Here is a 14,324-nt window from a genome sequence, read left to right as displayed (position 1 = left end):
GATGGTTGCAAGGGTCAAGGCAATTGTTATATCCGGAAACGGCACCAACTGTGAGCGGGAAGTTGCTCATGCCTGTCGTCTGGCTGGTGCGGATACCGATATCGTGCATGTCTCGGCGTTACTGGCCGGCCGCGTCCGGCTTGAAGATTATCATTTCCTCAACCTGGCCGGTGGCTTTCTTGATGGTGATGACTTAGGTAGCGCCAAAGCCGGTGCCAATCGCCTGGCCCATGCCCGGGTCGCCGGCCGGGAGGAATCGCTGGCTGATGATCTGCGGTGTTTTGTTGCTGCCGGCAAGTTGGTCATGGGGGTTTGTAACGGTTTCCAACTGCTGGTTAAGATGGGACTGCTGCCCTTGTTTGATGGCAATGTCCGCCAAAACTGCACCCTGACTTTCAATGATCGCGGACGTTTTGAAAATCGCTGGTGCAACCTGCATGTTAACAGCAGCTCTCCCTGTGTCTATACCCGGGGAATGACCGATGTCTACCTGCCGGTACGCCACGGTGAAGGTAAATTTGTTACCGACTCGCTGGAAACCTTGACACGGCTGGAACAAGAAAACCTGATCGTTGTTCGCTATGCTGATGCGACCGGTCAGCCAACTCTGGATTATCCTGACAACCCCAACGGTAGCGTCGCTGCGATCGCCGGAATTTGCGATCCGTCGGGAAGAATCTTTGGTCTGATGCCGCACCCTGAGGCCTATCTCCACCGTACCCATCATCCGCGCTGGACCCGGGAAAATTTACCGGAAGAGGGGATAGGGCTTGGGTTGTATCGGAATGCGGTGGATTTTATTGCTACCGATCTTCTTTAATATTGTGAACCCGGCAAGGGAGTTTTAAGCTGTCCTATGTTTGACAAACTTCACGAAGAATGCGGTGTTTTCGGTATTTTCGGACATCCGGAAGCCGCCAATCTGACCTATCTCGGGCTGTATGCCTTGCAACATCGGGGGCAGGAAGGTTGCGGCATTGTCGCCTCAGACGGGCTGAACCTGAAATCACATCTGGGCATGGGACTGGTTGCCGATGTCTTTCGCCGGGATGATATTTTTGAACGTCTGCCGGGGCGCTCGGCAATCGGCCATGTGCGCTATTCAACCGCCGGCGGTAACGACATGAAAAATGTTCAACCGATCGTGGTGGATTACTCACGCGGCAGTATCGCCGTAGCCCATAACGGCAACCTGGTAAATGCCCAGGAGGTACGTAACTCTCTTGAAAAAAGTGGTTCGATTTTTTCCACAACTTCAGATACGGAAACCATTATCCATCTGCTCGCCCGTTCCCAGTCAGATTCCCTGGTGGAGCGTTTGTGTGAAGCTCTAATGCAGGTTAAGGGTGCTTACAGTTTAGCTATTCTGACTGAAACCAGAATGATTGCCGTGCGTGATCCCAATGGTTTTCGCCCGTTAAGTCTGGGTAAACTCGACGGCGCCTTTGTCGTTGCCTCTGAGTCCTGTGCGTTTGACCTGATTGAAGCGGAATATATCCGTGAGGTCGAGCCGGGCGAGGTGATTGTGATCGACAAAAACGGCATGCAATCTTACTTTCCTTTTCCAAAGGAAACCCGGAATACCCCTTGTATTTTTGAATATATCTATTTTTCACGCCCTGACAGCCGGATTTTCAACCGCATGGTTTATCCGGTCCGTAAGGAGTTCGGGCGGCAGTTGGCACGTCAGTATCCGGTTGATGCTGATCTGGTTATGGCTGTGCCGGACTCAGGTATGGCTGCTGCCCTGGGGTATGCGGAGGAGTCAGGTATTCCTTTTGAGCTTGGATTGATTCGCAATCACTATGTCGGGCGGACCTTTATCGAGCCGCAGCAATCGATTCGCCATTTCGGCGTTAAGTTAAAGCTCAATCCCATCCGTGAAGTGATTGAAGGCAAACGGGTTATTGTTGTTGACGATTCGATTGTCAGGGGGACGACCTCGCGCAAAATTGTCAAAATGATCCGCAATGCCGGCGCCCGTGAGGTTCATGTGCGGATTTCCAGCCCACCGACCAGTTATCCATGTTTTTATGGTATCGATACTCCATCACGAAAAGAACTGATCTCTGCCTCTCATACCATTGATGAGATTGCGCGTTATATTACCGCCGATTCGCTCTGTTATTTAAATCTTGAGGGTCTGCATGCAGCACTGGCACAGTTTGGAGATCACAAAATCGATTTTTGTGAAGCTTGTTTCAGTGGTAATTATCCGATCAAGTTTCCACGTTTAAGGGAGTCAAACCAGTTGGGACTTTTTTAATAAAAAACAGCAATCTAGCACGTAATAGTTGATCTGGATTCGAGGAGTTATCGATGAGCGTAAAAGAGGAATTAAAAGCCATTATCTGTGAATTATCGTACGAAGAACGAGAAGTTACACTGGCTTCCGGGCGCAAAAGCAACTTTTATTTTGATGGCAAACAAACTACCCTGCATGCCCGTGGCGGCCTGCTGGTCGGCAAGGCCTTCTGGGAAGAGGTCAAGACCTTCGGTGGCCGGATTGATGGTGTTGGCGGATTAACCATGGGAGCGGACCCCATTGCCACGGCAACATCCATTGCCGCAGCTCTGGACGGCACGCCGGTACACGCATTTATCATTCGCAAAGAGCCCAAAGGCCATGGCACCGGTCAGTGGCTGGAAGGTCGCAAAAATCTCCCGCCCGGTTCCCGCGTTGTTGTTGTTGAGGATGTCACCACCACCGGTGGCTCATCATTAAAGGCGGTGGAACGTGCCCAGGAAGAGGGGCTGGTGGTTGCCGGAATCGTTACCCTGGTCGATCGCGAAGAAGGCGCCCGCGAGATGATTGAAGGGGCGGGTCAGGTATTGCGGGCCGTGTTTACCAAGTCTGAGGTTGTTGGGTAGGGAAAAGCAGAATATAGAATTTAGAATATGGAATTTGAGGCCGCTAGGCTTTTTCCTTCTGTATTCTGAATTCTATATTCTGAATTCTGCCTTTGTTTTACTCCTCATTCGGGATTTTATAGATATCGAGTACGCCGGTCAGGTTTTTCAGGCGCACACGATCAATGCGACGGGTGTCGCCGACGACGCCGAGGATAATGCGGTCGACGCCTGTTGATTGATGAAAATCACAATCCTGGTCCACTAAAAATTCCTTCACCTGCTCAACTTCCTCTTCAGTGGCACGTTTTTTCATGATAACCAGCATCTTTATTTGCTCCCTCTGGCGTGAGTTCTTTCCAGGCTGCGGCTTTCATCGATTACCCGTTCAAAGAGTCTGACGATGGCAGCGTTATCAAGGGGGCCGGGGTTGTTTTTGTGCATCCGTTCAAAAATCAGTTTTTCGCGTTTGGGGTCATAGATGGCAAGGTTTAACTCTTTTTTGACTTCACCGATCTGTACCGCCAGGGCAGCGCGTTCATTGAAGATACGCAGCAACTGGTCATCCAGCTGATTAATCCGTTCTCTTAGTTTGTCGATATCCAAGATGTAATCCTTTTATTTGGTCGCGGTGACAGTCTGGCTCATTGACTCTTTGGTGGTCGTATTCAATCCCCTGATGATGGTGTCGTGGAGAAAATTCTCATCATCTTTTTCCGGGTGATCGATCGTGTAATGCAAACCACGGCTCTCTTTGCGCATCAAGGCGCTTTGAACGATCAACCGGGCAACAGTGGTGATATTGCGTAGCTCGATAAGGTCAGATGTCAGAAGAAAGTTCCAATAGTATTCGTTGATTTCACGCTGGATGAGCTTGATGCGATTCATGGCACGTTGCAGCCGTTTGTCGGAACGCACAATGCCGACATAGTTCCACATGCAGCGGCGGATTTCATCCCAGTTGTGGGCAACGATAACCTCTTCGTCGCTGTCGGTAGCCGCACCTGAGTCCCAGGCGGGAATGGATGATGTCGGCGGCGGGGTGTGTGCGAGACGCGAAAGGCACAGAGATGCGGCCTGTTCAGCAAAGACGACACCTTCAAGCAGACTGTTGCTGGCCAGACGATTGGCTCCGTGCAATCCGGTACAGGCAACTTCGCCGATGGCAAACAGATTAGTGATATTGGTCTCGCCGTTGGCGTCTGCCTGCAGGCCGCCACACAGGTAGTGAGCAGCAGGAACCACTGGTATGGGTTCGGCCTTCATGTCAATACCGTAACCCTGACAGGTCTCATGGATCATGGGGAAATGATCAATAATATAGTCGGGGCTTTTGTGGGTGATGTCGAGAAAGACACAATCATCCCCATATTTTTTCATTTCATTATCGATGGCACGGGCCACAATATCGCGCGGCGCCAGATCTTTTAGCGGATGATAATCCGCCATGAAGGCGTAGCCATCGGCACGCCGCAGGATGGCACCTTCACCTCGCACAGCTTCAGAAATCAGAAAGGATTTGGCGTGAGGATGATACAGTGTGGTTGGGTGGAACTGCATGAACTCCATGTTGGCAACATGGGCACCGGCTCGCCAGCCGATGGCCACCCCGTCGCCGGTAGCGATATCCGGGTTGCAGGTGTAGAGATAGACCTTGCCGGCACCCCCGGTGGCAAGAACGGTGAAGCGTGCTCCAAAAGTCACAACAGCATTGGAGTTCTTATCCAGGACATAGGCTCCGAGGCACTGATTTTTATCAGAAGAAACAATTCCTGCCTTGGTTGCGGTAATCAGGTCAACGGCAATGTGATGTTGATAAATACTGATATTCGGATGCTGCATCACCGCTTCAACCAGGGCGCGTTCGATTTCCCGTCCGGTTGAGTCTTTGGCGTGGAGAATCCGACGGAAGCTGTGGCCGCCTTCGCGGGTCAAGTCATATTGCTGGTTTTCGTTGCGACTAAACTTCACCCCCCAGTCGATGAGGTTGTGAATCGCTTGCGGGCCGGAGTTGATCACCAGATCAACAATATCCGGGTGGGACAGATAGGAGCCGGCAACGATCGTGTCGCGGACGTGATCTGCAAAACTGTCCTCGGTTGAAAAGACCGAAGCGATCCCTCCTTGTGCCAGTTGAGTGGCGGATACATCGATTTCACGCTTGGTTACCAGCGCAACCGTGCCCTGGTCAGCAACCTTGAGGGCGTAGGTGAGGCCGGCAATGCCGGTGCCGATAACCAGAAAGTCGCTGACAATTTTCATACGGGTAAGCTCCTTGGACTCTCTATCCGGAGGGAATGCCGGCGTCATTATCCGGTTGCTAATTATCCTTGTCAACCTCAAGCCCGACCTGACGGCAGCGAAAAATGCAGCTTGACACGAAAACAGGCAAAAGTTATAAAAATCTCATGATACTGAGGGCTAAGACACTATTCCTGCTGTTGATATTCTTTTCGGCCTGCGCTGATGCGGCGATCTACCGCTATGTCGATGCACAGGGCAAGATTCATTATACCAATGTTCCTGATAGTGGTAAGTACCGTCTCTATCGTTCGGAAGGGGAAACCTTCCGGGTGGAAACCCTTATTGGTCATTACGCGCAACGTTTTCAGCTTGAACCCTTCTTGTTGATGGCTGTGATCAAGGTCGAAAGTAACTTTGATCCGCATGTTGTGTCACGCAAAGGAGCACAGGGCCTGATGCAGTTGATGCCGGAGACGGCTCGTGAGGTCGGCGTCCGTAATCCTTTTGATCCTTCTGAATCAATTTTTGGCGGTGCCATGTATCTGCGAAAAATGCTCGATACCTTTGATAATCTCGATCTTGCTCTGGCTGCCTATAATGCCGGCCCTGGAGCCGTGCGCAGGTTTGGTGGAATTCCCCCCTATGAAGAAACCGTCAATTATGTTAAACGAGTAAGGTACTATATGAATCATTATCAATTGAACGGAAACCAACGGTGACCTCAACCTATCAACAACTGTTGAACCTTCCTAATATGCTGACCCTGTCGCGGATTGTTGCCGTTCCAGTGGTGGTCGTTCTGTTGATGTTTGAATCGAAGCAAGCTTGTTTCTGGGCCGCCATGGTTTTTCTTGCGGCGTCCTTGACTGACTGGCTCGATGGGTATCTGGCGCGCAAATGGGAAGTTGTGACGGTGCTGGGAAAATTTCTCGATCCGCTGGCTGACAAGCTGATCGTCATGGCAGCTCTGATCATGTTGATTCCTCTGGACCGTGTACCGGCCTGGGCGGTGTTCATTATTCTTGCCCGCGACATTATCGTTTCCGGTATCCGCTCCATCGCCTCGTCTGAGGGTATCGTTATTGATGCCAGTCCTTTGGGGAAATACAAGACTATTTTTCAGATGATTGCTCTGGTTATTTTACTGCTTCATTATCAATATTACTGGTTTTTTGGTGTTCAGTTCGACTTTCTCTATGCCTCGATGCATCATGTCGGAATTATTATTTTCTATATCTCACTGGTCCTGACAATCTGGTCAGGGGTTGATTACTTCGCAAAATTTTTCAAGATCTTTGCTCGCTAGATAACACGTTGAAATCTAAAGATTAATTTCTAAAATAAAAAAACCGGTTTTTTTATTGACACTCCTTAAAGCGTTTTGCTATACATACATCCGCTGTAGCGGCAGACACCACTAACGCGGGAATAACTCAGTGGTAGAGTGCAACCTTGCCAAGGTTGAAGTCGCGGGTTCAAATCCCGTTTCCCGCTCCATAATAAAAAGGAGTCAGATCCGAAATCTGGCTCCTTTTTTTATTTGAACGTTGAAAACCTTTTTTGCTGGATCTTCTGTAAGCTTTCCTAAGACTGTGATGTATTTAAAAAATTCCAGGTAAACAGTGACGGGGAAAACCGCTTGATTGCAGTCTCCCCCGGCACTGATTTACGACTTATTCAGATCAGCTCATGTCCTGTGGTACGCAACCTTAACGCCAGTTTTTTTATATGCGCCGGCCCTACTTCGCAACAACCACCAACAATGGTGGCACCCTGTCTGACCCAGCGCATTGCGTGGTCGGCGTAGGCCTTGGGACCCAGATCCAGGCGGGTTGACAGGGTGTCGACGGTGACCTTGGGGTCAAGGAATTCCTGCGGGATCCGGGTGAAGGCGTTGGCGTAGGCGCCAAAAGGTTTGTTCCCCCGTGCTAGAATATCAAGCGCTGCGGGAATCACTTCAGGGACGGAACAGTTGATCAGGATCGCGTCGGCATCCTGCCCAGCCTCCAATACATCAATCAAAGGCTCGCCTGAGCGCAGACGGGTGCCATCATCGTCATCTACAGTCAGCGATAGATAGACAGGGAGCCCCGCTGACAAGGACCCTTCCAGGACCGCCCGGGCATGGGCAACAGAAGCCACGGTTTCACAGATTATGAGGTCACAGCCTTTGGCCAGCCCCTTTGCTACTTCGGCATAGAGTGATACCGCTAGGTTGTGGGGCGGATGGATATCGGGTCGGTAGCTCCCGTTCAGCGGCCCGATGCTGCCGGCGATTCGTCCTTTGCCGTGGGCAGCGCGCGCTGCCTGGGCCTCGGCGAGGGACAGATCAATCAGCGCCCCAAGGCGTCCTTTCAGTGGCGTGGCCTCCAGTCGGTCATGATGCAATGCATAGCTGTTGGTGGTGGCAAAGGTGGCTCCGGCAGCAAAGTAATCACCATGCACCGCCTGCGCAAGGCCCGGATGATCAACCATCACCTGTGTTGACCACAGGGATGTCGGCCGGTCACCCGAGCGGCGCAGCATTTCCTGTCCCATGCCGCCATCCAGAAGGGTAATCCTGCTCACGTTCTACCTCCTTGAGATTTAATGATAGCAACAGCTTGTGATCCAGTCTGTCGTTATTTGCCAGGGGCCTGGATTAAATGGTCTGCAAATAAAAAACCCCGTCGCACCGGAGGGGGGGTGGGGCGACGGGGTTACAGGAAGCTGCTTGAGCCCCCTTGTGTATAAACATTACCCCAATCGCAGTGGCCAGGCAAGGGGGGCGGTGAAAAAATAAAAAAGTTTTTTGTGATGACAATCTGGTTTGATGGTGACGTGCTCTGTCAGTTAAAAATACTATTATCGAACTATTCACATCTTCAGCGTCGTCACCACCTTTTATCCCATCCCTGCGCAAGCCATGATAAATAACTCCGTCGTCTTGAGCGACGGTTTCGCCCGGATCTGAAGAAGGTGTTAGCAGCCAAGAAATCCCATGAGACTGCAGACTGTAAGGATAAAATAATGTTGTCACCAAGCAGCGTTAGTTGCCGGGATCCCTGCTGTGATTCACTTCTGTCACTTCCCCTGCGATTTTCTCATGTTATCCTGCAAAAAAAGCCCAATATCTCTTGCCATGTAGAAACTTTTGATGGGATAATGCTCGATTTGTTGACGATGCAGTTTGTCTATTAATTATTGCGAATAGCTTGAATGACAACCGTTGACTCTGCGGACATAGGCGAAGGCGACTGAAGAAGATGAACGTTGTGAGGGCGAGAAGTGCCGGTTTTTGCATGGGGGTCAGTCTGGCCCTGCGGAAGCTCGATGAAATGATCGAAAAAGAAGGCACTTTTAGTGATAATATCTATATCCTCGGGTCGATTATTCACAATCCACAGGTCGTTGAGGAATATTCTGCCAAAGGGGTGATTACGGCTGAATCACCTGACGATATTCCTCCCGGATCTACCGTCGTTATTCGTGCTCATGGTATTCCCAAAAGGATTCAGCAGTCTCTGATTGATCGCGGTATCCGTGTCGTCGATGCAACCTGCCCGAAAGTTAAAGATGCCTGTCTGCTGATTGAACAGCACACGGCAGATGATCGTATTCTCCTGCTGTACGGAGAACAAACTCACCCTGAGGTGAAATGTCTGTTAAGTTATGCTGCGTCAGGCTCTTTTGTTTTTGACAACCTGGAACAGTGTCGGGCGCAACGTCTTGATACTAATAAAAAATACTGCCTTGCTGCCCAGACTACTCAGGACAAAGGGATTTTTGATGAGATCAGTGCCAATCTGGCGGGGCGTAAGGATCTCGACCTGACGGTGCTGCATACGATCTGTGACGCGACGAAAAAGCGCCAGGGCGAGGCGATTCGCATTGCCGAGCAGGTTGATTTTATGATTGTTGCCGGCGGCTATGAAAGCAGCAACACCCGGAGGCTGGCTCAGGTGATCGAGTCGCACGGCACAAAAGCATTGCACGTTGAGACGGCGGCGCAATTGCCTTTGGATGAGTTGCGTTGTTATCACAACGTCGGCCTGACTGCCGGGGCTTCGACCCCGAAACAGATTGTTGATGATATTCAGTCGTTGCTGGAATCCCTGTAGGAGTTTTTTGTGAGCTTCACTTCTTTGAGCAGCGGCAACCCTGTTGCCACATCTTCCCACCCTGCATCAATAGATGTATCTAACCTGTTACGCGCTGTTTCCCGGCCATTGTGGCTGATTAAATCAGCCGGCCAGTTACATGTCGTTGAAGATCCGGCCACCACCAGCATTAAAGCAGAAAATATTTGCGGCTTGGTTCCTGCCTGTTCACTGGATTCTCTGGGAAGTCGCTCTTTCTGCCTCGACCACGGTCTACAATACGCCTATGTCGGTGGATCGATGGCCAAGGGGATCAGCTCGGTTGCCATGGTCAAGGCGTTGGGTGGGGCCGGCATGCTTGGGTTTTTCGGTTCTGCGGGGCTTTCCTTTGAACAGGTTGAAGCGGCTATTGATGAGCTGCAGCAGCATCGACCGGGTATCCCCTTTGGTGTAAACCTGATTCATAGCCCGACCGAACCGGAGCTGGAAAAAGCCCTGGTTGAACTGTATTTGCGTCGTGGCATCAAGCTGATTGAGGCCTCGGCATTTTTAGGTTTGACCTTGCCGCTGGTGCGTTATCGCACCCATGGTATTCACCGAGATGGTCAGGGTAACGTCGTTGCCCCCAACCGGATGATTGCCAAGGTCTCGCGCGAAGAAGTGGCAGCCCGTTTTTTTGCGCCACCACCAGAAAAGTTGCTGCGACAGCTGGTGGCTGCTGGTGATTTGTCTGAAGAGCAGGCACAACTCGCCGAACAGATTCCCATGGCTCAGGATGTCACGGCAGAGGCTGATTCAGGTGGTCATACCGATAATCGTCCGGCCCTGTCTTTGTTTCCGACCCTGCTCTCCCAAAAAGATCAGATGCAGCAACGCTATGGTTATTACCAGCCGTTGCGTATTGGCCTGGGCGGCGGCATAGCTACCCCGTCTGCAGCGGCAGCCGCTTTTGCTATGGGTGCCGATTATCTGGTCACCGGGACGGTAAACCAGGCTTGTGTCGAGTCTGGAACCTGCGATTCAGTGCGGCAGATGCTGGCTGAAACCCGACAGGCGGATATTACCATGGCTCCTTCGGGTGATATGTTTGAAATGGGGGTCAAGGTGCAGGTGGTCAAGCGCGGAACCATGTTTGCGATCCGCGCCCACAAACTTTACGATCTTTACCGTGCTTATGAGAGTATTGACGCCTTGCCGCCGGCCGAGCGGGAGAAAATTGAACAGACCTTTTTCAAAGTGCCACTGGAAACTGTCTGGGAACAGACCCAAAACTACTTTCAGACCCGAGATCCACGCCAGGTAGAAAAAGCCCTTAACGATCCAAAATACAAGATGGCACTGATCTTTCGCTGGTACCTGGGACAGACACCGGTATGGGCTAATCAGGGGATTGCTGATCGGAAAATTGACTATCAGATCTGGTGTGGCCCCGCCATGGGGGCTTTTAACGAGTGGGTCAAGGGGAGTTTTTTAGAACCGACCGCCGCCCGTAAGGTTGTTCCGGTTGCATTTAATATTCTTTTCGGCGCTGCGGTGTTGCAGCGTGTACGTTTACTTAAGCAGCAGTGGGGCGCATATCGTGTCGATACAACGACTGCCGTCCCATTGCCGGTTGAGCAGATCAAGGAGTTTCTCAGTTGAAAACCGATCAGCAAACGACAGGATCGACAATGACACCGCTGGCGATTGTCGGCATTGGCAGCATGTTTCCTGATGCCGAGAATTCACAGCAGTTCTGGACCAACATAAAGACCGGTGTCGACAGTATCCGCGAGGTTCCGGAAAGTCACTGGCGAGCCGACGACTTTTTCGACGCCGATCCCAAAACTACCGATAAGGTTTACGCCAAAATGGGTGGTTTTCTGTCTCCGGTCAGTTTTAACCCGATGGATTACGGGATATTGCCTAACGCCCTGGAAGCGATCGATACATCACAATTGTTGGGCTTGTTGGCGGTGGAACAGGCTCTCCATGATGCCGGTTACGGTACCGGCAAAGAATATAATCGTGATCGTGTCAGTGTTATTCTCGGGGTGACCGGAACCCTTGAACTGGTCGTGCCCCTAGGCGCCCGTTTAGGGTATCCGCGTTGGAAGCAGGCGCTGGCTGAAGCCGGAGTCGACGAGGAGACGGCTGCTGATGTCATGGCCCGGATTTCCGACTCCTATGTGCCCTGGCAGGAGAATTCCTTTCCAGGGTTGCTTGGTAATGTGGTAGCAGGACGAATCAGCAAGCATTTCAATTTTGGCGGTACCAATTGTGTTGTTGATGCCGCTTGCGGAAGTTCTTTAAGTGCTCTGAACCTTGCGGCTCTGGAGCTTGCCGCCGGGCGTTCCGACATGGTGATTACGGGCGGGGTTGATACCTTTAACGACATCTTCATGTATACCTGCTTCAGTAAAACGCCGGCCCTGTCTCCTTCAGGACATGCCAAACCTTACTCTGATGATGCCGACGGTACGACCCTGGGTGAAGGGTTGGGGGTTGTTGTTATCAAGCGCCTGGCAGACGCCGAGCGCGATGGTGATCGTATCTATGCAGTCATTAAGGGGATCGGCGCTTCCAGTGACGGTCGCGGTGCCGCAATCTATGAGCCGAGCGCTCAGGGACAGACCAAGGCCCTGCTACGCGCCTACGAGCAAGCTCAGGCAACTCCCGACACGATTGAGCTGGTCGAGGGGCATGGGACCGGCACCAAAGTGGGTGACGCCATTGAGGTCAATGCGCTGCGCCAGGTCTACGGACCAGCGAAAAAACCCTGGTGTGCACTGGGTTCCATCAAGTCCCAGATCGGCCATACCAAGGCCGCCGCCGGTGCCGCCGGACTGATCAAGGCAGCGCTGGCCATATATTACAAGGTATTGCCGCCGACCATCAAGGTGCAACAACCTGCCCCTGTGTTGCTTGAAAAGGACTCCCCCTTTTACGTTAACACCGAGTGTCGACCCTGGTTCCCGTCCGGGAATCACCCCCGCCGAGCTGCAGTCAGTGCCCTGGGGTTTGGTGGTAGCAATTTTCACTGTCTGGTGGAGGAGTACAAAGAAGAAAAAAGCGAGGTCGACTGGACTGGAGATGTACAGATCCTGCCATTTTCTGCTGATGACAAGGGCGCGTTGAAAAAACAGCTGCAGGCGCTTCCTCGAAATACACAGTGGCAGCAGCTGCGTCTGCTGGCAGCCCAACGACGCCTTGACTTTGAGCGCCAGGCCGCGTGTCGGCTGGTGATGGTGATTGAGCGTGGGACCGTAGGGGAAAAGATGGACATCGGCAAGCGCATTGATGCTGCTGTTGCCGTGCTCGATCAGCAAACAACAGATTGGCGTGAAACTCCGGATGGTATCTATTTCTCAACCGCAGGCCACGCAGAGGATGTCGCTTTTCTGTATCCCGGACAGGGGGCGCAGTACCCGGGTATGCTCAAAGCCCTGGCCTTGCAATTTCCGGAATTTCAACAAGCGATCAGCCAAGCGGATCAGGTTTTTGCGGAAAACGCACAGGTTCCGCGCCGGACCCTGACCGATCTGATTTATCCCCGCCCGGTTAACATATCGGAACAGCAGGAGGCGGCTGTCAGTGCTTTACGTGCCACTGAGGTCGCCCAGCCGGCCCTGGGCGCCGTCGAGTGTGCCGGCGTTGCCGTGCTGCAACGTTTTGGTTTATCGCCACGTGCGGCTGCCGGACACAGTTATGGTGAACTGGTTGCCCTATGCAATGCCGGCGTTTTTTGTGCTGCCGATCTGCATCAGCTGTCACGTCTGCGTGGAGAACTGATGGCAGCGAAAGGCTCCGAGCGTGGCACCATGCTGGCGGTGTCGGCTCCGCTGGACCGTCTCAGTGAGTTTATCAAGAGTGAACACCTCGACCTGGTACTGGCTAACCGTAACACTCCAGAACAGGGCGTGTTATCCGGCTCCCATGCTGAAATCGAGCGCGCCCGCACGGCACTTTCCGAGCAAGGTATTTCCTGTACACCATTGAGTGTGGCGGCGGCTTTTCACAGCCCCCTGGTGGCGGCGGCGGCCGAACCTTTTGCCCGGGCGCTGGAAACCACAACCCTGGCAGAGCCGGAATTTCCGGTCTATGCGAATACCATTGGGGACCGCTACCCACAGGCCGTTGGTGAACTCAGGTTACTGCTGGCGCAACAACTGGCCAGTCCCGTCGATTTTGTCAGAGAAATTGAATCCATGTATCGCGATGGCCTGCGTATCTTCGTTGAGGTTGGCCCGGGCGCGCGTTTAAGTGGCATGGTCAGGACCATCCTCAAGGGTAAAGATATTCAAACCCTGGCGCTTGATTCTTCTAATGGCAAACGCTGTGCCCTGGTTGATCTGGCCCGTCTGTTGGCAAAACTAGCTGCCCTTGGGGTCAATATTGCTTTGACCTCCTGGGATGAAAATGTCCTTGAGCAAGCTGCGCAACAACCGGTCAGGAAGAAAGGGCTAACCGTCACCCTGACAGGTGCCAACCATTTCAATAAACCGCAACCGCGACCACCGCGGCTGCAGAAAATGGCCGAGGACAGCGTTACCCAGGCATCCCGGCCGCAAGGACAGCAGAGGGAAATACCCATGCCCGAACAAAGTCGGCCTCCAGCAACAACGCAAGCCCAACCTGAACAGGCACGTGCTCAGGGTGCCGGATTATCGGCGGCCTTGCGCCTGACCCAGCAGAACATTGAGGCCTTACAGACAATCTCACAACAGACGGCCAAACTCCATCAGCAGTTTCTCGAAGGGCAGCAGGCCGCAACCCGATCTTTCATGCAGCTGGTTGAGCAGCAGCGGCAGCTGATCAGCGGAATTTCAAGCAGTCCCGCTGTGCCGTCGGACGCCCAGGTCGATAATCACTTAGTTCAGCAATCTGGGGAAATGATATCAGCTGTTGCCTCTCCGGATGCTGAACAACCAGCGCGGCCCGAATCGACTGCCCTCCCGGTGACGGCTGCGACCGTGTCTGATGGTTTGCCGACTGTCGGCACATTCGCAGGCAATATTACGACCGGGTTGCTTGACGTTATTGCCGAGAAGACCGGCTATCCGGTGGAGATGCTGGAGCTGGGGATGTCCCTGGATGCTGATCTGGGGATCGACTCGATCAAGCGGGTTGAAATTCTTTCGGCTCTGCAGGAACGTCTGCCTGAATTGCCGG

At 52.5% G+C, this 14,324-nt stretch carries 12 protein-coding genes and 1 tRNA gene; 9 read left to right on the top strand and 4 right to left on the bottom strand.

Going from position 1 to position 14,324, the window contains the following annotated elements:
- Position 1 precedes the first annotated feature (1 nt).
- Genes AC1931_RS03035 through pyrE form a run of 3 tightly spaced genes read left to right on the top strand, consistent with a single transcriptional unit; the run spans position 2 to position 2,871 of the window.
- The gene (locus AC1931_RS03035) at positions 2-820 is read left to right on the top strand and encodes a phosphoribosylformylglycinamidine synthase subunit PurQ (protein ID WP_483875749.1); all 819 of its coding nucleotides are present in this window, start codon (positions 2-4) and stop codon (positions 818-820) included.
- Positions 821-856: 36 nt separating this feature from the next.
- Positions 857-2,266: an amidophosphoribosyltransferase gene (gene purF / locus AC1931_RS03030; protein WP_483875748.1), complete on the top strand. Its 1,410-nt coding sequence runs from the start codon at positions 857-859 to the stop codon at positions 2,264-2,266.
- Between the two features lie 53 nt (positions 2,267-2,319).
- On the top strand, positions 2,320-2,871 hold the full coding sequence (pyrE, locus tag AC1931_RS03025; protein ID WP_483875747.1) for an orotate phosphoribosyltransferase: 552 nt from the start codon (positions 2,320-2,322) through the stop codon (positions 2,869-2,871).
- A gap of 97 nt (positions 2,872-2,968) precedes the next feature.
- Here pyrE and AC1931_RS03020 read toward each other — a convergent pair whose 3' ends face one another.
- The 3 genes from AC1931_RS03020 to nadB are packed head-to-tail and all read right to left on the bottom strand — an operon-like array spanning position 2,969 to position 5,112.
- Positions 2,969-3,178: a hypothetical protein gene (locus tag AC1931_RS03020; protein ID WP_483875746.1), complete on the bottom strand. Its 210-nt coding sequence runs from the start codon at positions 3,176-3,178 to the stop codon at positions 2,969-2,971.
- Between the two features lie 2 nt (positions 3,179-3,180).
- The gene (locus AC1931_RS03015) at positions 3,181-3,456 is read right to left on the bottom strand and encodes a chorismate mutase (protein WP_483875745.1); all 276 of its coding nucleotides are present in this window, start codon (positions 3,454-3,456) and stop codon (positions 3,181-3,183) included.
- A gap of 12 nt (positions 3,457-3,468) precedes the next feature.
- A complete protein-coding gene (nadB, locus tag AC1931_RS03010; RefSeq protein ID WP_483875744.1) occupies positions 3,469-5,112 on the bottom strand; it encodes an L-aspartate oxidase in 1,644 nt (547 codons plus the stop codon).
- Between the two features lie 146 nt (positions 5,113-5,258).
- Here nadB and AC1931_RS03005 point away from each other — a divergent pair, with 146 nt between their 5' ends.
- The 3 genes from AC1931_RS03005 to AC1931_RS02995 all read left to right on the top strand — a co-directional run bounded on the left by AC1931_RS03005 (position 5,259) and on the right by AC1931_RS02995 (position 6,591).
- Entirely contained in the window at positions 5,259-5,813 is a 555-nt protein-coding gene (locus AC1931_RS03005) for a transglycosylase SLT domain-containing protein (RefSeq protein ID WP_483875743.1), read from the top strand.
- Positions 5,810-6,400, top strand: a complete 591-nt coding sequence (gene pgsA / locus AC1931_RS03000; RefSeq protein WP_483875742.1) for a CDP-diacylglycerol--glycerol-3-phosphate 3-phosphatidyltransferase — start codon at positions 5,810-5,812, stop codon at positions 6,398-6,400. The genes AC1931_RS03005 and pgsA overlap by 4 nt, the downstream gene beginning before the upstream one ends.
- A gap of 116 nt (positions 6,401-6,516) precedes the next feature.
- Positions 6,517-6,591, top strand: a tRNA-Gly gene (locus AC1931_RS02995).
- 180 nt (positions 6,592-6,771) lie between these two features.
- On the opposite strand, the gene AC1931_RS02990 is transcribed toward AC1931_RS02995, so the two are convergent.
- Positions 6,772-7,662: a homocysteine S-methyltransferase family protein gene (locus AC1931_RS02990; RefSeq protein WP_483875741.1), complete on the bottom strand. Its 891-nt coding sequence runs from the start codon at positions 7,660-7,662 to the stop codon at positions 6,772-6,774.
- Positions 7,663-8,339: 677 nt separating this feature from the next.
- On the opposite strand from AC1931_RS02990, the gene ispH reads away from it, so the two are divergent.
- The 3 genes from ispH to AC1931_RS02975 form a co-directional block, all read left to right on the top strand.
- Positions 8,340-9,194 carry a 4-hydroxy-3-methylbut-2-enyl diphosphate reductase gene (gene ispH / locus AC1931_RS02985; RefSeq protein ID WP_483875740.1) on the top strand — a complete coding sequence of 285 codons (855 nt, stop codon included), beginning with the start codon at positions 8,340-8,342 and terminating at the stop codon, positions 9,192-9,194.
- 9 nt (positions 9,195-9,203) lie between these two features.
- Positions 9,204-10,814: a PfaD family polyunsaturated fatty acid/polyketide biosynthesis protein gene (locus AC1931_RS02980; protein WP_483875739.1), complete on the top strand. Its 1,611-nt coding sequence runs from the start codon at positions 9,204-9,206 to the stop codon at positions 10,812-10,814.
- A partial coding sequence (locus tag AC1931_RS02975; RefSeq protein ID WP_483875738.1) for a beta-ketoacyl synthase N-terminal-like domain-containing protein occupies positions 10,811-14,324 on the top strand: 3,514 nt, incomplete at its 3' end. The genes AC1931_RS02980 and AC1931_RS02975, both read left to right, overlap by 4 nt.

Source organism: Pelovirga sp. C15f (assembly GCF_057178085.1).
Note: the sequence above shows the minus strand (reverse complement) of the source record. Positions and strands in the feature narration are given on the sequence as shown.

Bases quoted from the DNA above. Each gene is read 5' to 3' on its own strand.
- AC1931_RS03035 (WP_483875749.1), top strand. From the start codon at position 2: ATGGTTGCAAGGGTCAAGGCAATTGTTATATCCGGAAACGGCACCAAC.
- purF (WP_483875748.1), top strand. From the start codon at position 857: ATGTTTGACAAACTTCACGAAGAATGCGGTGTTTTCGGTATTTTCGGA.
- pyrE (WP_483875747.1), top strand. From the start codon at position 2,320: ATGAGCGTAAAAGAGGAATTAAAAGCCATTATCTGTGAATTATCGTAC.
- AC1931_RS03020 (WP_483875746.1), bottom strand. From the start codon at position 3,178: ATGCTGGTTATCATGAAAAAACGTGCCACTGAAGAGGAAGTTGAGCAG.
- nadB (WP_483875744.1), bottom strand. From the start codon at position 5,112: ATGAAAATTGTCAGCGACTTTCTGGTTATCGGCACCGGCATTGCCGGC.
- AC1931_RS03005 (WP_483875743.1), top strand. From the start codon at position 5,259: ATGATACTGAGGGCTAAGACACTATTCCTGCTGTTGATATTCTTTTCG.
- ispH (WP_483875740.1), top strand. From the start codon at position 8,340: ATGAACGTTGTGAGGGCGAGAAGTGCCGGTTTTTGCATGGGGGTCAGT.